We start from the raw sequence: 21,450 nt of genomic DNA, 5'->3' as shown, positions 1-21,450 counted from the left end.
ATTAAAACGTAATGTGTGGATGATGCGATTACAGATTAACCCTTTATCTTTGAACTCAGAAGAAATAAATCGCTTGGAGTAACTCCCTGAATTCTTGCAGCCTGGCCGAGTGTCATGGGTTTCATTTTGATGAGTTTTTGTTTTGATTCTGTTGAAATTCCAACAACTTTTGAAAAGTCAAAATCTGGAGGTATTCTTATCTTATCCAATTTTGAAAGTTTTTGTGCTTCCTGAATTTCTTTAGATATATATCCACCGTAGTGAACTTCTATTTCAACTTCTTTTATCAATTCTGCATCGGTAATTGGTTGGGGATCGAATTCGACTATGTCCGAGTAAGATACACCCGGAATTTTCAAAAGTTCGAAAAGCGAAAGCGTTTTTTGAATGTCCAAATTTTTGAAATCCTTTGATATTTTGATTTTAACCGTTTTAAATCTTTCAATCGTCTCATTTACACCTTTTTCGATTTTCAGAACTCTTTCGTAGAAATCTTTGTCAACTATGCCACCACTGTAACCGTACTTCGTAAGTCTCAAGTGTGCGTTGTCGTCTCTTAAAAGCAACCTGTACTCAGCCCTTGAGGTAAGCATCCTGTAAGGTTCGTCTACACCTTTGAAGACAAGATCGTCTATCATAACGCCGGTGTAAGCCTCGTGACGTCCAAGCACAATCTGATCTTCTCCTTTTAACTTCAATCCGGCATTCAATCCGGCCATTATGCCCTGTCCTGCGGCCTCTTCGTAACCGCTTGTGCCGTTAACCTGCCCTGCGAAGTAAAGATTTTCAACCATTTTGGATTCGAGGGTTGGATAAAGTTGTGTCGGATCCGCGTAATCGTATTCAACTGCATAAGCAGGTCTTATTATCACCGCATGATCAAAGCCCGGAAGCGTGTGAAGCATTCTTACCTGAGCATCGTAAGGTAGGGATGTGCTAAAGCCGTTTATGTAATATTCCATTGAATCTATTCCTTCCGGCTCGACGAAAAGTTGATGGGAATCTCTATTTGGAAATTTCACGACCTTATCCTCTATTGAAGGACAATAACGTGGTCCGACCGAATGGATGAGTTTGACATCTCCGTACATTGGAGAGAAATGAAGATTTTCTCTTATTATGTCATGGGTTACGGTGCTTGTTCTTGTTATGAAACAAGGATAATTTTTGGGTAAAATTTTTGGATCATCTGAGTATGAAAATGCCAGCGGTTCGTCTGCCGTTTCTTGCTTTTCAAGGTTTGAAAAATCAATCGATGATTTTAAAACTCTCGGTGGCGTACCGGTTTTAAACCTTTTCATATTTATACCGTATTTTCTGAGACTCTCAGTTAAACCTTCTGCGGGAGGTTCTCCAAGGCGACCTGCCGGCATTGAGTTTGGCCCTATGAAAATTTTCCCGCCAAGAAATGTGCCAGTGGTGACTATCGCAACTTTGCATTTGTACAAAATGCCAAGGGATGTGCCGACACCGGCGACCTTTCCTTCCTCGACGATCAGATCAGTCGCCACTCCCTGGCGTAAAGTTAAATTTTTCTGTTCCATGAGAATTTGTTTTGCCGTTTTTGAGTAAAGATATTTGTCCACCTGAGCCCTTAGCGCTTGAACCGCAAGTCCTTTCGAGGTGTTTAACACTCTTATGTTTATCATGGCCTCATCTGTTATCTTTGCCATCGCGCCGCCCAGTGCATCGACTTCTCTTGCGATTATTCCTTTTGCTGGTCCTCCAACCGCAGGATTACATGGTGTCCATGCAACGTTATCAAGATTTATACCCAAAAGCAGGGTTCTAAAACCCTGCTTTGCGGTTGCAAGGGCTGCTTCAACCCCTGCGTGTCCTGCACCTATTACGACTACATCATATTCTTCCATTCAAACTTTCACCGCTGCCTTTAAATTTTGGATCTTATCCGTCTTTTCCCAAGAAAGATCGAGATCTGTCCTTCCAAGGTGACCGTAAGCGGCAAGTTGTTTGTAGATAGGTTTTCTGAGATTCAAATTCTTTATTATGGCACCGGGTCTAAAATCAAAAATTTGATTCACGATCTTCGTCAATTCCATGTCCGGAATAACACCGGTTCCGTAAGTATCAACAAAAATCGAAACTGGTCTTGCAACACCGATGGCGTAAGCAACCTGAATCAGGCATTTATGGGCAAGTTTGGCGGCAACTATATTTTTTGCAACATACCTTGCCATGTAAGACGCCGATCTGTCAACTTTGGTCGGATCTTTTCCGCTGAAAGCACCGCCACCGTGAGGCGCAACTCCGCCGTAGGTATCGACTATTATTTTTCTGCCGGTCAGTCCTGTATCACCCATAGGGCCGCCTATCACAAATCGTCCCGTTGGATTTATGTATATCTTGGTTTCTTTTGTGAAATACTCATGAGGAATTATTTTATTTATAACCTCTTCGTGTATTCCATTCTCAAGGTCGATTCTCGAAACATTCGGATCGTGCTGGGCGGATATTATAACGGCATCAACCGCAATAGGTTTTCCGTCATCATCGAATTCCACTGTTACCTGAGTTTTACCGTCAGGCCTTAGAAAATCAAGAGTTTTTGTCTTTCTAACTTCGGAAAGTCTTCTTGCAAGTTTATGGGCAAGAGATATGCTCAAAGGCATATATTCAGGAGTTTCATCGCTTGCATATCCAAACATTATACCCTGATCTCCCGCACCGAGTTTTTCAAGAGGATCTGAAACTTTCTCTCCCTCTTTTACTTCAAAGGCTTCATCTACTCCAAGGGCTATATCCGGTGATTGTTCGTCTATGGCCGTTACAACCGCGCATGTTTCACCGTCAAAGCCATATTTGGCCCTTGTGTATCCTATGTCAAGTACGGTCTTGCGCACAACGGACGGAATGTCTATGTACGCTTTCGTCGTCATCTGTCCTCCGACCATAACCTCTCCTCTGACCACAAAGGTTTCAATGGCAACTCTGCTTTCCGGATCCTGCGCTATTGCCTCATCCAAAATTGCATCCGAAACCTGATCTGCTATCTTGTCCGGATGGCCTTCAGTAACACTTTCGCTTGTGAAAAGTTTCTTCACTTTGGTTCCTCCTTCTTTGAAAGTTCTTCATATTCTTCCGGAGTCAGGAATTTACCTCCGTTTATCTCTGAAGATATAACATTGTAATTTTCATCTAATTCAACATGAACGCTCAAAAGATCGTCTGATCGCTGGCCGACAAGTTCTTTATCCAAAATTATGGCCGGTCCTTCATCGTAATTCGATTGAAAATCGTATCCTTTTCTAAGTATCGTGCGAAACAAAGTGCCCTGTTTGCTTTGCGTGTACATGAAAATTCCTTCTTTTTCAAAGTACAGGGGGCCTTTGCCCTTTGGCTTTTTGTTAAACCACATTTTGAACCTCTGTTATTTTTGATAAAATAACGGGATTGATCTTGAGTTTCGCATGTACTTTCCCGTCAGATGAATTAAAATTCATTATTCTTATTCCTTCCATTCCGATGATCCTCTGCCATTGAGATGCGTCAACTTCCTTTTCGAGATTAATATAGTCCTTCGTCAATTCATCTCGAATTTTTGAAAGTAATTCATCAAGGTAAAGTCGTTTCAGTGCCGAAACAAAAATGGTATCGGGATATTCTCTTGACAAAGCGGATAAACGATTCGAATCGCAAAGGTCTATTTTGTTTATGACTTTTAAAATCGGTATATCTGTGACACCTATTTCGGATATAGTGTCTATCGATACCTGCATTTTCTTTTCAAAATCATCATCAGATCCATCGATAACGAGTAAAATGAGATCGGCGTCTTTTATCTCGTCAAGTGTTGACTTAAAAGCCTTAACAAGTTGAGTTGGAAGTTTTGATATAAAACCGACGGTGTCGGAAAACAAGGCGTAAAGATTTTCTCCTATCCACACTTTTCTTGTTATAGGATCCAAAGTTGTAAAAAGTCTGTCTTCACTTTTGATTTCAAATCCACTCAACGATTTCAGAAGCATCGATTTTCCGGCATTGGTATAACCCACTATCGATACTTTTGGTATTATTGAAGAGATTCGTTTGCTCTTTTTGGTCATTTTCTCTCTCGATATTTTTTCAATTTCTGTCTCTAACAAAGAGATTTTTCTTTTTATAGTCCTTCTATCCATTTCGAGTTTGGATTCCCCCGGCCCAACTGTTCCTATGCCACCGCCGAGACGCGACATGTCTTTAGACTTTATAAGATGGGAAAGCGCGTATTCCAAAGTTGCAAGTTCTACCTCTATTTTTCCTTCCTGCGTTGTCGCACTCCTTGAAAAGTTTTTCAGTATTACCTGAGTTCTGTCTAAAACTTCGACTTTAAGCATTTTTTCAAGGCTTGTCCTTTGAACAGAGTTAAGTTCATCATCCGTCACAACTCCATCGGCTTCGTACATTTTTATGTAACGGGCGATTTCGTTCAGTTTTCCGGTTCCCAAATAAGAAGGAAGCGGTGTCCTCAAAACTTGCCAGAAACTCATAACAGGATCGATGTCAATGCTTTTTAAAAGCAGCGCAAGTTCACCAAGGCTTTTTTCTATGTTAAGCCATTTTGAATAAGTTGCACCCAACAATATCGCCTTTTTCAACCTTGTTCTTCGTTTTCCTCCTCTTCCAAAACTTCCTTGCCAAGGGCCTCGCCCAGTTCAACATATTCAACGGGAATTATCGTGCTTATGGCATGTTTGTAGACCATATTTTGTTGCCTTCCGCTTTCAATGAGAACCGTGTAATTATCAAAGGATCTGACAAGTCCTTTCACCTGAAATCCATTCACGAGGTAAACTTTGGCTTCGATCTTTCGCTTTCTCAAATAGTTCAACAATCTGTCCTGTAAATTTTGTTTTTCCACCATTAGGCCCCCCATTCAATGATTTTAAGCACCTTGTTCAAGGATAGTTCCTCTCCATTCGAAAGATTTATCCACACCGCATCTTCATATCTTCTAAACCATGTCAATTGTCTTTTGGCATAATGACGTGTGGCAAGTTTAACCATTTCAACACATTCGTTGATACCGATCTCTCCTTCAAGATATTGTACCACTTCTTTGTATCCTATGGATCTCATGGCTTTCAAATCTTTAGAATATCCCATTTTCAGCAAATTTTGAACTTCTTCCACAAATCCATGATCAAACATACTTTCAACTCTTTCGTTTATTCGCCTGTAAAGATCATTCCTTTCTCTGTAAAGCACAAAAATTGTAAATCTTTCATCTTCGGATCTTTCTTTCCAGAGTTCGGATATCGGTCTTCCGGTAAGTACGTAAACTTCTATCGCCCTTACAATTCTTGTGAGATCACTGGCATCGAATTTTTCAAAAGCAACAGGATCAATCTTTGAAAGTATCCTTCTAAGCGATCCGTTGCTTTCTCTTTCTATTTTCAAAAGAGATTCCCTTATTTCTTTGTTTTTGGAAGGGCCTTCAAAAATGCCATATTTTAAAGCCTCAAAATAAAAACCTGTACCGCCTGCCAGAATGGGATATTTGTTTCTTGATATGATTTCGTCAATTACCTTTATTGTCTCATCTCTGAATTGTTTGGCGTCAAAATCTTCATCAGGTTTTACGATGTCTATCATATGATGGGGAATTTCTTTTCTTATTTCCATATCTACCTTTGAGGTCCCAATATCCATGTATTTGTAAATCTGCATTGAATCGACTGAGATTATCTCTCCATCGATGATCTTTGCAAGTTTAACGGCAAAATCGCTTTTGCCAACGGCAGTAGGTCCCATTATCAGCGGTATCTTCAAAGTTCAATCACTCCATAACCTATGTTGCTTTTTAAACTGCCCACCACTCTGTCAAACTTGTATTTTTCAAAGATCGAGTCATTCCACCTTGCCTTGACGACGATCCTTTTTGTGATCTTTTTCATTATTTCCAAGTCCTCATTTGTTATTCCGGAATAATCGGCAAAAGGCCTTAAACTGTTCATTGCCACCGATTTTAATTCGGGATGTTCAAACATCGGATCAACGTAGATGCAATCAAATTGCTCTCTCGATTTTCTTATGAACACTTTGTAGTTACCCTCATATATCTCAATCCTTTTAGAGGCATCGACTACCCAGTCCGGTAAATTTTCTTCTTGTAAACCATTTTCGACGATCATTTTCACTATCTTTGAACTTTCAAGACATTTAACCTTTCCTTCGGGTAAAAAATGGGCTATCAAAATAGCCTCGCTTCCGAGTCCTAAAGTACAATCGAGCACCTTTTCGTTTCCTTTGAGAGAAAGTGATTCTATAAGATAATCTCTCTGACCGAGTTCGAAATTGGATTTTCTCAAAACAGCCAAAGAAGGATGGAAAAAAAGATGTTTTCCATCCTTCATGGCAGATATCCCATTTCTTTCCGTTATTATGACAACTTCATCTTCGATAAATCTGAAATGACGTCTTGGAATATACTTACATCCTAACTGGACAGAAAGTGATTTTGCTCTATTTATCTGTTGATTATCTGGTTTATGGGCTGTGGTTACCACCATTCGCAATTTGAGATTGCAACTCCTTCATAGTTTGTTGGATGTAATCCAGTTCATTTTTTGTATTTTGATATTTTTTAAGGACAATTTCATATTCATTTTTGGTTTTCACGTAAGAAATGTACGACGTGATATCAAAATACACAAGCCATCCGGCTATTATCAAAAGTACAACGATAAGTATCTTTTTCTTCATGAAATCAATCGGTCGGTGTTATCGTTATGTTACTTGCGTGAATGGTGACGGTATTTTGAATACTTGTAACTGTCGCACTTGGAAGAAAAGTTTCCGTCGCACTTTTAATTGAAAAAGATACCGTGTATCCATTCGATGTCGGTGCTGCAAATGGATAAAATGTGAAATCGTAAGCGTCTGTCAGTGTGTTCCAGTATCCCTGAGCCGTAAGACTGTAGGTTTTATTGCCGTAAACCAAAGAGTCGTAGATCTCCGCAAATCTGTAAGCCGGATAGGAACCTGTGTAAAGTGATGGATCGCTTAAGGTAACGTTGGACGCTTTGTAGATGATGTTGAAAGTTATAAGATTGGACATATCGAAACCGCTTGCGCTTAAAGTGACGGGAGATTGAGATGAACCAAACAATTGTGAAAGATTCCATAAAATCAACGCCGTCTTATTCTGTCCTGCGTTTATTTGCAAGGGCGCCTGTTGCATCGATTGGTTATTGTAATTGTAAAACGGAACAGTTATCGTCGTTGCAACCGGTATAAAGTATTGAGAACCGTTTCCGGTTACGACGGTCGCAACTGGCCCTATGTTCATTGAAATTGAGTTGATAGAAAAGGGTCCATTTCCGCTGAATGCAAGATTTTGAAGGCCTGGAATTTGATTTGCCGTGTAAAAGTTGTTGATGTTAGTTAAAGGAACAAGATCGTATTCTTGGTTTAAATTTGGAACACCTATACTGTTGTTGTTGGCATTTATCGATTTTATGAATATGTAAATATGAGATATCGATGAAAAAGGTGTCGTTTGAATGTATGAATCAAAAGAAATTGTAGTTTGCATCTGAAAACACCCAGAAAGTATCAAAGCAAGAATACCTGCTGCCACGATCACAAAAAAGAAGAAACTTTTTTTCACGCCAATCACCCTTCCTTTGCCATCATTTGCATTTCCCATTCTGTCAACGATTTCACTATTTCGTCCAAATCGCCATTCATAACCTCTTCAAGTCTGTGATCCGTAAAACCATTTCTATGATCTGTCACCCTGTTTTGCGGAAAATTGTAAGTCCTTATCTTTTCGCTTCTTTCACCCATTCCTATTTGAGTTCTTCTCATGTCAGACATTTTGCTTTCTTCTTCACGCTTTTTGATCTCAAAAAGTCTTGCTCTTAATATCTTCATCGCTATGACTCTGTTTTGAATCTGAGATCTTTCAGATTCGCACACGACAACAGTTCCACTTGGAATGTGTGTTATCCTTACGGCCGATTCGGTTCTGTTGACGTGCTGACCTCCGGCTCCAGATGATCTGAAAGTATCAACTCTTAAATCATCAGGGTTTATCTGAACATCAACTTCTGTTGCTTCTGGAAGCACTGCAACAGTTGCAGTTGAAGTGTGAATTCTTCCGGATGCTTCCGTTACAGGTACCCTCTGCACCCTGTGAACCCCACTTTCGTACTTGAAAAGTTTGTATGCGCTTTTTCCCCAGACAGAAAATATAACTTCTTTGAAACCGCCAAGTTCTGTCTCATGTGAGTCAAGAATTTCAGCGCTGAGTTTGTGCTTTTCAGCATATTTTAAATACATTCTCAACAGATCTCCTGCAAAAATAGCGCTTTCCTGTCCTCCGACACCACCTCTTATCTCGACTATGACGTTTCTTCCGACATCAGAATCAAGAGATTCTATGAATTCACCGGACATGTTTTCGATTTGTTCGAGTTCAGATTTCTTTTGAGAAATTTCCTTGATGATCTCGTCATGAATATCTGTAGAATCAAGAGATTGTAATTCTTCGATCTCGTTTTTTATTTTTAAATAACTTTCATAGATCTTTGCCGGTTCTTCCACTTCTGAAAGTGCTTTTGAATATTTTATAACTGCTTCTGGAGACTTCATGACTTCGGGATCGGAAAGAATTTTGTTGAGTTCTTGATATTTGTCATAAAATTTTTTCAAAGTTTCTATCATCAAAGATACCTTCCTTCGGTGAAATTATATCATAATTCACTTTAAAAGATGAATGCTTGTTTACCAAAGCGGAGGGCAGGATGCCCTCTCGATGGCCTCCGCAGCCTGCGAGGACCAGACATCGAGTGGGGGCACCTGCCATCGCTACGATTCGGAATTTAAAGTCGGTTCAGTATATAATTGATTGACTTGACAAATAGGATAAAAGTAAAAAAGAGATTAGAGAAAAAGCAGTTAGGAGTAACGCGTGATCGGTAATCAGCAAAACAGCACGTGGCGGGTAGCCGGTAGCGCGTGGAAAAGGCGGACGGAGGCAGAGAGCATGATGCCGTGAGGTGACTTCTGCTATACCGGAAATTACGGATCGAATACGAAAGGTATGAAACTTTGAAAAAAATATTTTTAATTCCATTTTCTCTGACGATTGTAACTGTGATGCTTATAACGTATGAGATGGTTTTCTACAAAAACGGGCAAACATCTTTTCTACTTTTAAATCTTTTTCTTGCATGGATTCCACTTTTACTTTCATTTTTGATTTTTTTAATTTATAGATCTGGCATAAGACCTGTTCTTAAATCAACATTCATGATGCTTTTCGGGGTTATATGGCTTTTTTTCTATCCCAATGCTCCTTATCTTATGACGGATATAATTCACATCCAGCCCAGCGATTATATGGTGTTAAAAGATCATGTTTTCGCTTACAGTTTTAGATTTATTCCGTGGTTTGAATTAGCCCAATTTATTCTGACAACATTTACAGGGATAATCATCGGCTTTTTTTCGCTTTTCATAATCCACAGGATTTTTGACGATAGAAATAAAATTGTGTCGTGGATATTCGTCATCTTTGTTTCCATGATGTCAGGATTTGGCATCTACGTTGGAAGATTTTTGAGATTAAACAGTTGGGAAATTTTAAGCATATTTTCAACTGTCAAAGGTTTTGAATTTTTTAAAATCATCGAATTTTCATCTTTTTTTGGAATAATTTGGTTTTTGATATATCTTTCTCTTTACATGCTTGATCAAATTTAGGTTCATATACGCGCCACCTACCGTTTGCTATTTGCCGTTTTTTTCTCCAGTCCCTAATCTTTGATGTCTATTTTTGTGTTATACTTAAATAACTTTAAAAGTCGAATGTTCATTTAATTTAAGCGAAGGGCAGGATGCCCTCTCGATGGCCTTCGCAGCGGAGCGAGGACAGACATCGAGTGGGACACCTGCCGCAGCGATGATTCGGAATTTAAAACTGGTTTAGTATAAAATAAAGATGGGTGAAATAAATGGGCACACTTTACTTAAAATATAGGCCTAAAAATTTTGAAGAGATTTTGGGACAGGATCATGTGAAATTGTTGCTTTCCAACGCGGTTAAAAGCGGAAAAGTTTCACACTCCTATCTTTTCAGTGGCCCACGTGGAACGGGAAAAACTTCAGTTGCAAGAATTCTTGCCAAAAGTGTGAATTGCGATCATCCCATTGATGGCTACGATCCGTGCAATGTGTGTGATTCATGTGTTGAAATAGACACGGGAAGAACTCTTGACGTGATAGAAATGGATGCCGCGTCGAATAGAGGCATAGATGAGATAAGATCGATAAGGGATCGCGTTTTTTACATGCCTTCAAAACTCAAATACAAGGTTTACATAATAGATGAAGTTCATATGCTTACAAGAGAGGCTTTCAACGCGCTTTTAAAAACGCTTGAAGAGCCTCCGGAAAAAACAATTTTCATACTTGCAACGACGGAAATTCAAAAGGTACCGGAAACAATCATATCAAGATGTCAGGTGCTCGAATTCAGAAGAATATCACCAAATATCATACGTTCAAAACTTGAAGATGTTTGTAAAGCCGAAAATATCGAATACGAAGCCGCAGCGCTGGATCATATTTCAAAAGAGGCAGCGGGTGGAATGAGAGATGCCTTAAGCATGCTCGAAGAAATCGCGAGGTTTTCAAACGAAAAAGTAACGCTCGCGGATACTTTTTCTGTGCTTGGAGATAGTCCAATAGAAACAGTTGAAAGTTACATCACATCAATTCTCGATGGTAACGTTGACGCTTTGATCCATGTCGTTGATTCAATAAAAAATCAGGGAACGGACGTCATGAATTTTCTCAGAAGTGTGGTAGAATATTCTTCAGAGAGGATAAAAGATGATGGTTTGGTTTCAATAGGAAAATTTGCAGGAGATCTTGTCCAAATTTTAAGGTATGAAGAAAAGCAATTCGATCTTTTCAAGGTAATGAGTGCATTTGAGGCTTTGAAGTACAAAAAAATTTCTTCAGCAAATGTTCAGCCTTTGGCAGATCAGGTTAGACAGGTTGAAAAAGTTGATCAAGAAATAAAGACTGATGTTGAAAGGCTGATTCAATTTTATGTGCAGAAAGATCTTTCCGTTTACGTTGCGCTTTCTGAAGCGGATTTGAAAGATCTGGGAGATAGAATACTTGTCGTCTCTTATACTTTATTGCAGAACGAAATTCTGAAAGAAAAAGATAAGATGATAACCGATGATTTCAAGAGCGTAACTTCAAGAGATGTGAGATTCGTTTTTGCGTATTCCAAGATTCCAATAGATTCAATGAACGATAAACTTAGGGATCCCATCATAAAAGTGTTGAGTTTATTTGGAGGGAAGATTCTTCCAGAAGGAGGAGAGTAATGGCAAAAAATTTCGGTTTTGGTGGAAATATGGGAAACATAATGAAGCAAGCACAGGAAATGCAGAAAAGAATCACTCAAGTTCAAGAAAATCTTAAAAATATAGAGGTAAGTGCAACGGTCGGTGGCGGAGCGATAACTCTAAAGGGTAATTGCGATTATGAAGTGAAGGAGATAAACATTTCGAATGATTTGCTCGGTGATTCGGAAATGCTTAAAGACCTTCTCATAAGTGCTTTCAACGAATTCGTGAATTTGGCGAAAGCGCGTTCAAATGAAGAGATGGAAAAAGCCACTGGCGGTATGAAAATACCTGGATTTTAAAAGTTCAACAAATCAAGGAGGTTGTTAAAATGTCAGAAGTAAAAGTTGGAATTAACGGGTTTGGAAGGATCGGAAGACAAATTCTTCGTGTTATTCTCGAGGAAAAAAGACCTATCAACGTTGTTGCCGTGAATGATATAACCGATACAAAGACACTTGCTCATCTTTTCAAATATGATTCGAATTACGGCACATACAAGGGAACAGTTTCCTACACAGATACCGCAATAATAGTCGATGGCAAAGAGATAAAGGTATTTGCGGAAAAAGATCCTTCAAAACTTCCATGGAAAGCACTTGGTGTGAGGCTTGCCGTTGAATCTACCGGACTTTTTGCAAGCAAAGATAAGGCGATGGCTCACATTCAGGCCGGGGCCGAGAAGGTTATAATTTCTGCTCCTGCGGATGGTGCCGATTCAACGATAAATCCCCATGTCAACGATGAAGCGTTGAAAAAGGATCATGTTGTAATATCTACAGGTTCTTGTACCACCAATTCTCTTTCTCCCCTTGTCAAAGTGCTTGAAGATAACTTTGGAATCGTCAAAGGATTCATGACAACCGTTCACGGTTACACGAATGATCAGAGAATTCTTGATTTGCCTCACAAAGATCTCAGGCGTGCAAGGGCTGCCGCAATGAACACGATACCCACGACGACGGGTGCGGCAAAGGCCATTCACCTTGTTATACCATCTGTTAAGGGAAAATTGGATGGCATGGCTTTGAGAGTGCCGGTTTCGACAGGTTCAATAACCGATCTCAAGGTTATACTTAAGAGACCGACGACCGTTGAAGAAGTTAACGCCGCATTCAAAAAGGCTGCCGAAGGACCGATGGGCAAGGCTCTGCTTTACTGCACAGATGAAATAGTGTCTCGTGACATAATAGGAGAAACACACTCTTGCGTTTTCGATTCTTTGCTTACTAAGGTTAACGGAGAACTTGTCAACGTCTTTGGATGGTACGACAACGAATATGGATATACAAACAGGGCTGTTGATTTGATAGAAATGGTTCAGAAACTTCTTTGATGGTGGTTTTTATGGGCAAATTGACGATAAGGGATGTTGATCTGAAGAATAAACGCGTTTTAATGCGTGTTGATTTCAACGTTCCAATTGAAAAAGGTGTTATAACGGATGACACCCGAATAAAAGCGGAGTTGCCAACAATCCAATATGTCATAGACAAAGGTGGGAAAGTTATACTGCTTTCTCACCTTGGAAGGCCAAAGGGAGGACCGGATCCACAATTTTCTCTTGAACCGGTGGCAAAAAAACTTGAAGAGTTGCTTGGGAGAAAAGTAACATTTTGTCATGACACAATAGGTTCAAGAGCCGAAGGCCTTGTCAATTCCATGAAACCTGGTGATGTGGTGCTTATGGAAAATACAAGGTTTTTCCCGGGCGAAGAGAAAAACGATGCTGAACTTTCAAAGTCTTTTGCCAAATTAGGAGACATTCATGTCAACGATGCATTTGGAACTGCTCACAGGGCTCACGCTTCAAACGTCGGGGTTGCGCAATATCTGCCATCTGTTGCGGGTTTTTTGATGGAAAAAGAGATCAACATGCTTTCAAAAGTCACCTATTCTCCTGAAAAACCTTATGTTGTCATACTTGGTGGCGCAAAAGTATCGGACAAAATAGGCGTCATAGATAATTTGCTTAAAAAAGCAGATAAAATTCTAATCGGCGGAGCCATGATGTTCACATTTTTAAAGGCCCAAGGTTATAAGATCGGTGCTTCAAAATGTGAAGATGATAAATTGGATGTTGCAAAAGAAATCCTTTCAAATGCAAAAAGGCTCAAAGTTGATTTTGTACTTCCTCTTGATGCCATCTGCGCAAAAGAATTGAAAAGCGGAACCGAAAAGAAAACGCTTAACTTATCTGACGGCATTCCAGATGGATGGATGGGACTTGACATAGGTCCTAAAACGGTTGAACTTTTCAAATCAAAATTGAGTGGTGCAAAGACCGTCGTATGGAATGGCCCGATGGGTGTTTTCGAAATAGACGATTTTGCCAATGGTACCAAGGCGATAGCAGAAACACTTGCTGAAATGAAGAACGCGACTACCGTCGTTGGCGGCGGAGACAGCGCCTCGGCTATGGATAAATTTGGCCTTTCTGAAAAAGTTTCTCACGTTTCAACTGGTGGCGGAGCATCTCTTGAATTTTTGGAGGGAAAAGAATTACCCGGAATTGCTTCAATTTCAGACGCAAAAAAAAACGTCCGCTGACAGTAGCCGGTAACTGGAAGATGAACAAGGTGCCATCTGAGGCACGTGTTTTTGCAAGAGAATTGCTTAAAAACTTAAAATTAAACGGAGACACGAAAGTATGGGTTTTCCCGCCTTTTGTGTCTCTTTCCGTTGTAAAAGAGATTTTTACAGGATCTGAATTTGTTGTTGGCGCTCAAAACGTACATTCTCAAAGATCAGGCGCTTTTACAGGTGAGGTAAGCGTTCCGATGCTTAAAGACATGGGCATCGATCATGTTATAATAGGTCATTCGGAAAGAAGACATGTATTCGGAGAAACAGATCAATTCATAAATGAAAAGGTTAAAGTTGCTCTTTCGGAAGGAATGACAGTTATTTTGTGCATAGGCGAAACTCTTGACGAAAGAAAAAATGGTAAGACCTTTGATGTTTTAAAAGATCAACTTACCAAAGACCTTGAAGATGTTAAAATCGAAGATCCCGATAAACTTGTGATAGCCTACGAACCTGTTTGGGCGATAGGAACGGGAGTCGTTGCCCAGCCTTATCAGGCCCAGGAAGCGATGGCTTACGTGCGCGAAAGACTTGGAGAGATGTACTCCAAAGACAGGTCTGAAAAGATATCCTGCCTTTACGGCGGAAGCATGAACAAAGAAAATTGTCAGGAACTTTTCCTGCTTCCGGATGTAGATGGCGGACTCATAGGAGGAGCCTCTCTTAAGTTAGATGAATTCATTGAAATTTACAAAACGGCTTCAAAGTTCTGTTGAGGTGATCCACGAAAGGATCACCTTTGGAGGAAATGAATTGTGAATGATTTGTTGACATACGTCCTGGTAGGATTGGCGATCGTTGCCGGCTTGATTTTGGGATGGTTTTACATGCAAACTTACACCGTCTCAGGCTACGTCATGAATTTTGACGGACAACCAATAGGGAATGCTGAAATAGTTTTTAGTGGCAATTATTCTTCTGTTTACACGAACGATCAAGGTTACTGGATAAAAAGCGGACTCAAAGGTAAAGTGACGGTAGGTGTTATCATGCCCGGATGGAGGTTTACACCGAGCGTTACAGTCAATGAAAGCCGAAGTAACGTTGATTTTTTTGGAATTCAACAAAGGGTAATGACGATTTTTCCTGTTGGTCAAAAGCCAAGAGATATTTTGATAGATTCCAAAAACGGCAAGGGATATGTAACTGTTTCCGGAGAAAATTCCGTTGATGTTTTCGATCTTAACAATTACAGCATTTTATCCAGGATAAGCGTCGGAATGACTCCATGGGGAATCGCACTTGATAAAAACAACGGAAAGATATACGTTTCGAATTTTGGCGGAAACACAATCACCGTTATCGATGAAAAAAGCGATAAAGTCGTGTCAAACGTAAAGGTTGGCAATGAACCGTTGGGGATTGCGATCGATCAAAAAACCGATAGGATATACGTTGCAAACAACTTCGATAACACGGTAAGCGTCATAAATGGGAAAACAAACGATGTTTTTGAGACGATAAACGTCGGTAAAAGTCCTTCAGACGTTGTTGTTGATGAAACAAACAACGTAGTTTACGTTGCCAATTCCGGCAGTAACACGGTAAGCGTTTTGAACGGTTCAACAGGCATGGTGATGAAAACTTTAAATGTTGGAATGAATCCTGCCGCTATGACCTTAAATCCTAAGGATGGGATGCTTTATGTGCTTAACGTTTCGGATGGTACGATAAGCATAATAAAAGAATCAGGTGTCGTAGAAACCGTAAATATTGCCAACGGTGTTGACGGAATAGCCTTTGATTCATCTGTGGACGCCATTTACGTCACAGACGCGAAAGATAATGTTTTGATCTTCATAAACGCAAAAACAGGATCGGTAATCAAAAAAGTATCCGTTGGAACGGAACCTTTTGGAATCGCAATAGATCCTAACGGTGAGATATACGTTTCAAATTATGGAAATGGTACAATTAGCGTTATAAATTGATATAAATCATGAAAGGAGGCGGATTTAATGCTTGATATAAAACTGATACGCGATGATCCTGAAAGGGTAAAAATGCTCCTCGGCCGAAGAGGCGTTGGTGAATCTGAAATCGATAATATCTTGAAAATCGATGAAGAAATGAGAAAAATACTCACAAATCTTAATTCATTGCGTGCGGAGAGAAATTCCATATCCAAAGAAATCGCAAAACTTAAATCTGCAAAAGATGAAAGTGGGGTTAATCGCATTCTTGAACGAGGAAAATCACTTTCAGATGAGATAAAGGTCGAAGAAGACAAACTTTCAGAACTTCAATCTAAACTCAGTGAATCCATGCTTTTTATTCCCAACATTCCTTACGAGAAAGTTCCATTTGGGAAAGACGAGCGTGATAACGTTGAGATAAGAAGATGGGGAGATCAGACAAAATTCGATTTTACGCCTCAGGCTCATTGGGATCTTGGGCCTAAAAGAGGATTGATGGATTTTGAAAGGGCTTCTAAAATCTCCGGATCTCGTTTTACGATATTAAAAGGTGATGCCGCTTTGATGGAAAGAGCCCTTGTTTCGTTCATGATAGATCTTCACACTTCAAAACACGGCTACACCGAAATTCTTCCGCCTCATCTTGTTTTAAGACAGACTATGGTCAATACCGGTAAACTTCCAAAATTTGAGGAAGAATCTTATTCGACAACTCTTGACGATCTTTTCCTGATACCGACTGCCGAAGTGCCTTTATCAGCAATGCACGAAGATGAAATAATAGATGAAAAGGATCTGCCACTCAAATACGTCGCATATACCCCATGTTACAGAAGGGAAGCGGGAAGTTACGGCAAAGACGTAAGAGGCATGGTAAGGCAACATCAATTCGATAAGGTTGAACTTGTCAAATATACCAAACCAGAAGATTCTTACGACGAACTTGAAAGTTTAACTCACGATGCGGAAGAAGTGCTTCAATACCTTGAACTGCCTTACAGGGTCATTGAACTTTGCACGGGAGACATAGGTTTTGTGTCATCAAGAACTTACGATATAGAAGTATGGTTACCGTCTTACAACGATTACAAAGAAATATCTTCGTGCAGCAATGTCACTGATTTTCAGGCAAGACGTTCTAACGTCAGGATAAGACGTGCCGGCGGTGATCTTGAATTTGCGCACACACTCAATGGTTCAGGCCTTGCCGTGGGTAGAACTCTGGTCGCGATCTTTGAAAATTATCAGAAAAAAGACGAGAAAATAGAGGTTCCAAAAGTGTTAAGACCATACATGGGAGGAAAAACGGAGATATAGGTGTCGGAAATATTTTTTGGGGAAATAAAAGATAAGATCGTTGAGTTCGATGATCATGAAATAAATCACATGAAAGTCATGAGAATTAAAATTGGTTCTCAGATTCTGTTCACCGATGGAAAAGGCGAACTCTTTCGTGGAAAAGTTCTCGAAAAAGGTCTGGCAAGTGTTGAAGATATCGTAGAGATTAGATCACCACAAAAAACAAGAATTCACGTTATACTTTCTCCGATTAAATGGGAAAGAATGCGTTTTATCGCTGAAAAGATGACGGAACTGGAAACCTCAACCATTGTACTTTCAAACATGGACAGAACCACGAGGAAAGAATCGGAGTCAAAATTAAAGAAGATATCAATGGTTGTAAGAGATGCCGTCAAGCAGAGTGGCAATCTTTATGTGCCGAAAGTGATAGATCTCAGTGAGTTTGAAATCCCTGAAAATGCTTGCAAAGTGCGCTTCGATCTTGATGCCGATAAAAGGTTCAAAGATATAAAAGATGCTGATGATTTTGTTTTACTTTTCGGTCCGGAAGGCGGATTTACAGAGAGGGAAAAGGAGAAATACGATTTCATGGGTTTTGAAAGGGTAAAACTCACAGATAGAACTTTGAGAGTTGAAACCGCAGTGATAGTTGCTTTAGGTGGAATAAGAATTTTAAAGGGGGTGCTATTGTGATGTACAGTTACACATACCTTGAAAAAGAAATTTCAAAATCTTACAGAGACAGGTTAAACGAATCAAAAAAGCCTTCTGAAGTGCAAGAAATATTTTCCAAGAGCATATTAACTTTGCTTTCAAAAATAACTGAAGAACTTGGAAATTATGAAGTCAACGATTTGAAACTCATTCCACTTGATAAACAGAAATACGAAATGTCAGAAAAAATGAAAAAAGATCCTCGTGTCGCTTACCTCATGAAAGAAAGCGATTTACCGGCCATAATTGAAAGAATGGCTAAAGATGCGGCTAACAGATATTTAAAACTTGTCAACGATGATGACAGAACAGGTACTTTTAAACTTTCACCCAAACGTACAAAACAGGTTTGAAAAAAGAGAGCCGTTCAGGCTCTCTTTTGACAGTTAGATCTTTCAAATTCTCTTTTTATGTTGATCTCAAGTTCAAAAAGATCTATTTTTTTGTGTTGACTGAAAATTTCAAATGCTGCTTTGATTATTAAAAGTCTTGGGTATTTCAAAAGTAAAATTTTTATGGGATCAACACGGCCTTCGCCTCTTTCAAAACTCATCCGTTTCACCCCTTTATTCGCTTGACTTTCATGAGCAAATGTTTTATAATGACTAATGTTCGCGGGCTCATAGCTCAGCAGGTAGAGCTCCCGGCCCATAACCGGGCGGTCGATGGTTCGAATCCACCTGAGCCCACCAAAGTAAAAAAAATGTTACACATATAAAACTATATCACTTTTTAACATTATTGTCAAGTAAGCAAATCCCTGAGAAAAACAGGGATTTAATTGTGGGAGAGATGGCCGAGTGGTCAAAGGCGTACGCCTGGAGAGCGTATGAGCTTAATAGGCTCCGTGGGTTCAAATCCCACTCTCTCCGCCAGTTGTGGTTGTTAATTTTCTGATCCGGCAGGCGCATCGATAACTTTGCGAGCCGGAATTATTTTTTGTTGATCACGCGTTACTATACCAAACTCATTTTAAAAGCCGAATAGTCATTTACTGTGAGCGAAGGGCAGGATGCCTCCGAGATGGCCTCCGCAGCAGCGCGAGGACCAGACATCGAGCGAGGCATCTGCCGGAGCGGTGATTCGGAATTTGAAACTGACTTGGTATATTTTGCTCCTCATTGTTTTTTGAAATAAACAAAATTTGTGGTAAAATCTTTTGAGACACATGGTCCGGGTATCAAGATGGCAAAGGCCACACCTTGGATCAGTGGATTTTTTGAGAAAAAGGAGGTGTTAAGATGTATGCCATACTCGAAATTGGGGGTAAGCAGTACAAACTCTCAGAGGGTGAATCTTTTAAAACGGAACTTGTCAAAGGGGCCAAAGAGGGAGAACAAATAGTAATTGATAAAATTCTTGCTGTGAAAGATGATAAAGATTTGAAAGTCGGATCTCCTTATCTTGAAGGCGCAAAGGTAAAGGCAACTCTTTTGGAAAACGGCAGGTACAAGAAAGTCATAACCGTCAAGTTCAGAAGGAGAAGAGGATACCGCCGTGTCAAGAATCATAGACAGTGGTATTCTATGCTTAAAGTTGATAAGATTGAAGCATGACACGCTGTGAATTTTTAATCGGTAAAGGTGTTTTTTACGGATTCAAAATAACAGGTCATGTGGGTTTTGATGTTAAAGGTAAAGATGTTGTTTGTGCTGCGATAAGTGCTGTGTCTCAATCGACGTTGATAGGTTTGAATGAAGTGATGAAAGTTAATCTCAACTACGAAATAAAAGATGGTTTGATAAGATGCGATTTGAAGGATAGCAACGAATGCGCCCAGTTTATGATGAAAACTTTGTATCAAACACTTGTCCAGATTTCAAAACAATATCCCCGAAATGTATCGATCTCTGAAGTGGAGGTTTAAAAATGAAAATAGAAATTCAACTTTTTGCCACTAAAAGTACCGGTGTGGGAAAAAATGGAAGAGATAGCAACCCTAAATATCTTGGAACAAAAGTTGGAGATGGCCAGATCGTTAAAGGCGGAAATATAATCGTCAGACAGCGTGGAACAAAGATATGGCCGGGTGAAAATGTCGGTTTGGGAAAGGATTTCACGCTTTTCGCGCTTAAAAACGGAAAGGTTCATTTTAAAGTTCGTAATGGAAGAAAATATGCAAATGTTCAGGAGATCAATTGATGAGTAAGGCCAAACAAATATCTGTAATTGGGATTTTTTCCGCTCTTGCAACTGTTTTGATGCTTTTGGAAATCCCGATTCCACAACTTGTTGGCTTTAAGTATGATGGCAGTGAAATTGCCACTTTGATCGTTGGACTAATGATAGGTCCATGGGCTGGTATTCTGGCCGAAATAATCAAAGACCTGCTTTATTTTGCGATAAGAGGTACTGATGTGGTTGGCTTGATCATGAATCTCGCGGCAGGTATCATTTTCGTTGGAACAGCCTCAGTGATTTACGTCAGACGGAAAACGAAAATGAGAGCAATCATGTCTTTGATAATGGCAAGCATACTTACCACTGCCGGAATGGCTCTGCTGAACCTGGTAGTTTATCCACCTTATTTGCATGTTTCTTACGCTTTCATACTTCAAAATTACCTTTGGATCATAGTCCTGTTCAATCTTTTTAAAACCATCGCGGATAGTGTGGTTGTTTTTGTGGTTTACAAAAAGATCTCGACGTTTTTCAAAATTGAAAATTGGGAAAAGAAAAGAATTGTGGAGGAGAAATATGAGTCAAAAAACTTACCTCGCTAAGTCAGGCGAAATGAATAAAAAATGGTATGTTGTTGATGCCACAGATAAACCCGTCGGTCGTTTGGCTGTTGACATAGCCAAAGTCTTGATGGGAAAAAACAAACCAACTTACACTCCTCATGTTGATACCGGAGATTTTGTCGTTGTCATAAATGCCGAAAAAGTGCTTCTAACAGGCAAAAAGTTAGAAGACAAGATTTACAGAAGGCATTCCGGTTATCCCGGAAACATGAAGGAGATAAAGGCAAAAGAGATGATTTCAAATCATCCGGAGAGATTGATTGAGTTGACGGTAAAAGGTATGATGCCAAAAAATGTTCTTGGAAGGCATATGCTGAAAAAATTGAAAGTGTATCGTGGTTCTGAACATCCACACATCGCTCAAAGGCCACAGCCTTTGTCAGTTGATCTTTGAAAGGAAGAGTGAATTAGATGTCAGAAAATACCGATTTTTATGGAACCGGAAGAAGAAAAACGGCGGTTGCAAGGGTTTATCTGAAACCCGGTAGCGGGAAAATAAAGATAAATGAAAAGGATTATCAATCTTTTAAAGAATATCTCAAGAGTGGTGTGCTGGAAATTCAGACAAATTTACCTTTTGTGGTCACAAACACTCTGAACCAGTTTGATATCTTTTGCAGGGTAAACGGCGGTGGCCTTGAAGGGCAGTCAGGTGCGTTGCAACTTGGGATAGCAAGAGCGCTGTTGAATTTCAACGAAAGTTTGAGATTGCCTCTTCGTGCCAATAATCTGCTTACAAGAGATCCAAGAATGGTTGAAAGCAAAAAATACGGAAAAAGGAAAGCAAGAAAGAGTCCTCAATACTCGAAACGCTGATCG

At 39.8% G+C, this 21,450-nt stretch carries 27 protein-coding genes and 2 tRNA genes; 18 read left to right on the top strand and 11 right to left on the bottom strand.

Annotated elements, in window-relative coordinates; all coding sequences use genetic code 11:
• Positions 1–35: 35 nt before the first annotated feature.
• From mnmG to prfA, 10 genes are read right to left on the bottom strand one after another with little or no spacing between them, the layout of a single operon-like run.
• Positions 36–1,871 (bottom strand): tRNA uridine-5-carboxymethylaminomethyl(34) synthesis enzyme MnmG, encoded by a 1,836-nt coding sequence (mnmG, locus tag ACP5NR_RS00385; RefSeq protein WP_428005313.1) that lies wholly within the window; start codon positions 1,869–1,871, stop codon positions 36–38.
• The gene (gene metK / locus ACP5NR_RS00380) at positions 1,872–3,062 is read right to left on the bottom strand and encodes a methionine adenosyltransferase (RefSeq protein ID WP_428005312.1); all 1,191 of its coding nucleotides are present in this window, start codon (positions 3,060–3,062) and stop codon (positions 1,872–1,874) included.
• A complete protein-coding gene (locus ACP5NR_RS00375) occupies positions 3,059–3,376 on the bottom strand; it encodes a hypothetical protein (RefSeq protein ID WP_428005311.1) in 318 nt (105 codons plus the stop codon). Before ACP5NR_RS00375 ends, metK begins: the two co-directional genes overlap by 4 nt.
• Complete coding sequence (gene hflX, locus ACP5NR_RS00370; protein WP_428005310.1) at positions 3,366–4,595, bottom strand: GTPase HflX; 1,230 nt, start codon at positions 4,593–4,595, stop codon at positions 3,366–3,368. Before hflX ends, ACP5NR_RS00375 begins: the two co-directional genes overlap by 11 nt.
• Positions 4,592–4,861: an RNA chaperone Hfq gene (gene hfq / locus ACP5NR_RS00365; RefSeq protein ID WP_428005309.1), complete on the bottom strand. Its 270-nt coding sequence runs from the start codon at positions 4,859–4,861 to the stop codon at positions 4,592–4,594. The genes hflX and hfq overlap by 4 nt, the downstream gene beginning before the upstream one ends.
• The gene (gene miaA / locus ACP5NR_RS00360; RefSeq protein ID WP_428005308.1) at positions 4,861–5,769 is read right to left on the bottom strand and encodes a tRNA (adenosine(37)-N6)-dimethylallyltransferase MiaA; all 909 of its coding nucleotides are present in this window, start codon (positions 5,767–5,769) and stop codon (positions 4,861–4,863) included. The genes hfq and miaA overlap by 1 nt, the downstream gene beginning before the upstream one ends.
• Entirely contained in the window at positions 5,766–6,509 is a 744-nt protein-coding gene (locus ACP5NR_RS00355; protein ID WP_428005315.1) for a class I SAM-dependent methyltransferase, read from the bottom strand. Before ACP5NR_RS00355 ends, miaA begins: the two co-directional genes overlap by 4 nt.
• Positions 6,487–6,702, bottom strand: coding sequence for a hypothetical protein (locus tag ACP5NR_RS00350; RefSeq protein ID WP_428005307.1), 216 nt, complete (start codon positions 6,700–6,702; stop codon positions 6,487–6,489). Before ACP5NR_RS00350 ends, ACP5NR_RS00355 begins: the two co-directional genes overlap by 23 nt.
• A 4-nt stretch (positions 6,703–6,706) precedes the next feature.
• The gene (locus tag ACP5NR_RS00345; protein ID WP_428005759.1) at positions 6,707–7,609 is read right to left on the bottom strand and encodes a hypothetical protein; all 903 of its coding nucleotides are present in this window, start codon (positions 7,607–7,609) and stop codon (positions 6,707–6,709) included.
• 5 nt (positions 7,610–7,614) lie between these two features.
• The gene (gene prfA, locus ACP5NR_RS00340) at positions 7,615–8,667 is read right to left on the bottom strand and encodes a peptide chain release factor 1 (RefSeq protein ID WP_428005305.1); all 1,053 of its coding nucleotides are present in this window, start codon (positions 8,665–8,667) and stop codon (positions 7,615–7,617) included.
• Between the two features lie 387 nt (positions 8,668–9,054).
• Between prfA and ACP5NR_RS00335 the strand changes: the two genes are divergently transcribed.
• The 10 genes from ACP5NR_RS00335 to ACP5NR_RS00290 all read left to right on the top strand — a co-directional run bounded on the left by ACP5NR_RS00335 (position 9,055) and on the right by ACP5NR_RS00290 (position 18,240).
• Positions 9,055–9,708 (top strand): DUF1361 domain-containing protein, encoded by a 654-nt coding sequence (locus ACP5NR_RS00335; protein WP_428005304.1) that lies wholly within the window; start codon positions 9,055–9,057, stop codon positions 9,706–9,708.
• Between the two features lie 251 nt (positions 9,709–9,959).
• Positions 9,960–11,348, top strand: a complete 1,389-nt coding sequence (dnaX, locus tag ACP5NR_RS00330) for a DNA polymerase III subunit gamma/tau (RefSeq protein WP_428005303.1) — start codon at positions 9,960–9,962, stop codon at positions 11,346–11,348.
• Positions 11,348–11,671 carry a YbaB/EbfC family nucleoid-associated protein gene (locus ACP5NR_RS00325; RefSeq protein ID WP_428005302.1) on the top strand — a complete coding sequence of 108 codons (324 nt, stop codon included), beginning with the start codon at positions 11,348–11,350 and terminating at the stop codon, positions 11,669–11,671. The genes dnaX and ACP5NR_RS00325 overlap by 1 nt, the downstream gene beginning before the upstream one ends.
• Before the next feature lie 29 nt (positions 11,672–11,700).
• On the top strand, positions 11,701–12,705 hold the full coding sequence (gene gap, locus ACP5NR_RS00320; RefSeq protein WP_428005301.1) for a type I glyceraldehyde-3-phosphate dehydrogenase: 1,005 nt from the start codon (positions 11,701–11,703) through the stop codon (positions 12,703–12,705).
• Positions 12,706–12,716: 11 nt separating this feature from the next.
• A complete protein-coding gene (locus ACP5NR_RS00315) occupies positions 12,717–13,919 on the top strand; it encodes a phosphoglycerate kinase (protein ID WP_428005300.1) in 1,203 nt (400 codons plus the stop codon).
• 20 nt (positions 13,920–13,939) lie between these two features.
• Positions 13,940–14,671 carry a triose-phosphate isomerase gene (tpiA, locus tag ACP5NR_RS00310; protein ID WP_428005299.1) on the top strand — a complete coding sequence of 244 codons (732 nt, stop codon included), beginning with the start codon at positions 13,940–13,942 and terminating at the stop codon, positions 14,669–14,671.
• Positions 14,672–14,710: 39 nt separating this feature from the next.
• A complete protein-coding gene (locus tag ACP5NR_RS00305) occupies positions 14,711–15,886 on the top strand; it encodes a YncE family protein (RefSeq protein ID WP_428005298.1) in 1,176 nt (391 codons plus the stop codon).
• Between the two features lie 27 nt (positions 15,887–15,913).
• Positions 15,914–17,188: a serine--tRNA ligase gene (gene serS, locus ACP5NR_RS00300; RefSeq protein ID WP_428005297.1), complete on the top strand. Its 1,275-nt coding sequence runs from the start codon at positions 15,914–15,916 to the stop codon at positions 17,186–17,188.
• Positions 17,189–17,866: a 16S rRNA (uracil(1498)-N(3))-methyltransferase gene (locus tag ACP5NR_RS00295; protein ID WP_428005296.1), complete on the top strand. Its 678-nt coding sequence runs from the start codon at positions 17,189–17,191 to the stop codon at positions 17,864–17,866. It begins immediately after the preceding gene.
• A complete protein-coding gene (locus ACP5NR_RS00290) occupies positions 17,863–18,240 on the top strand; it encodes a hypothetical protein (RefSeq protein WP_428005295.1) in 378 nt (125 codons plus the stop codon). The genes ACP5NR_RS00295 and ACP5NR_RS00290 overlap by 4 nt, the downstream gene beginning before the upstream one ends.
• 14 nt (positions 18,241–18,254) lie before the next feature.
• Here ACP5NR_RS00290 and ACP5NR_RS00285 read toward each other — a convergent pair whose 3' ends face one another.
• The gene (locus ACP5NR_RS00285) at positions 18,255–18,440 is read right to left on the bottom strand and encodes a hypothetical protein (RefSeq protein WP_428005294.1); all 186 of its coding nucleotides are present in this window, start codon (positions 18,438–18,440) and stop codon (positions 18,255–18,257) included.
• Between the two features lie 63 nt (positions 18,441–18,503).
• Between ACP5NR_RS00285 and ACP5NR_RS00280 the strand changes: the two genes are divergently transcribed.
• The 8 genes from ACP5NR_RS00280 (at position 18,504) to rpsI (ending at position 21,447) form a co-directional block, all read left to right on the top strand.
• Positions 18,504–18,579, top strand: a tRNA-Met gene (locus ACP5NR_RS00280).
• A gap of 94 nt (positions 18,580–18,673) precedes the next feature.
• Positions 18,674–18,762: transfer RNA gene (locus tag ACP5NR_RS00275), tRNA-Ser, on the top strand.
• 366 nt (positions 18,763–19,128) lie between these two features.
• On the top strand, positions 19,129–19,443 hold the full coding sequence (gene rplU / locus ACP5NR_RS00270; protein ID WP_428005194.1) for a 50S ribosomal protein L21: 315 nt from the start codon (positions 19,129–19,131) through the stop codon (positions 19,441–19,443).
• Complete coding sequence (locus ACP5NR_RS00265; protein WP_428005195.1) at positions 19,440–19,754, top strand: ribosomal-processing cysteine protease Prp; 315 nt, start codon at positions 19,440–19,442, stop codon at positions 19,752–19,754. The genes rplU and ACP5NR_RS00265 overlap by 4 nt, the downstream gene beginning before the upstream one ends.
• A 2-nt stretch (positions 19,755–19,756) precedes the next feature.
• A complete protein-coding gene (gene rpmA, locus ACP5NR_RS00260) occupies positions 19,757–20,029 on the top strand; it encodes a 50S ribosomal protein L27 (RefSeq protein ID WP_428005196.1) in 273 nt (90 codons plus the stop codon).
• The gene (locus ACP5NR_RS00255; protein WP_428005197.1) at positions 20,029–20,610 is read left to right on the top strand and encodes an ECF transporter S component; all 582 of its coding nucleotides are present in this window, start codon (positions 20,029–20,031) and stop codon (positions 20,608–20,610) included. Before rpmA ends, ACP5NR_RS00255 begins: the two co-directional genes overlap by 1 nt.
• On the top strand, positions 20,585–21,025 hold the full coding sequence (rplM, locus tag ACP5NR_RS00250) for a 50S ribosomal protein L13 (protein ID WP_428005198.1): 441 nt from the start codon (positions 20,585–20,587) through the stop codon (positions 21,023–21,025). Before ACP5NR_RS00255 ends, rplM begins: the two co-directional genes overlap by 26 nt.
• A 17-nt stretch (positions 21,026–21,042) precedes the next feature.
• Positions 21,043–21,447 (top strand): 30S ribosomal protein S9, encoded by a 405-nt coding sequence (rpsI, locus tag ACP5NR_RS00245; protein ID WP_428005199.1) that lies wholly within the window; start codon positions 21,043–21,045, stop codon positions 21,445–21,447.
• Positions 21,448–21,450: the final 3 nt, after the last annotated feature.

This window comes from Athalassotoga sp., from assembly GCF_049965695.1.
Lineage (GTDB): Bacteria > Thermotogota > Thermotogae > Mesoaciditogales > Mesoaciditogaceae > Athalassotoga.
This window is presented reverse-complemented; position numbering and strand designations above follow the sequence as displayed.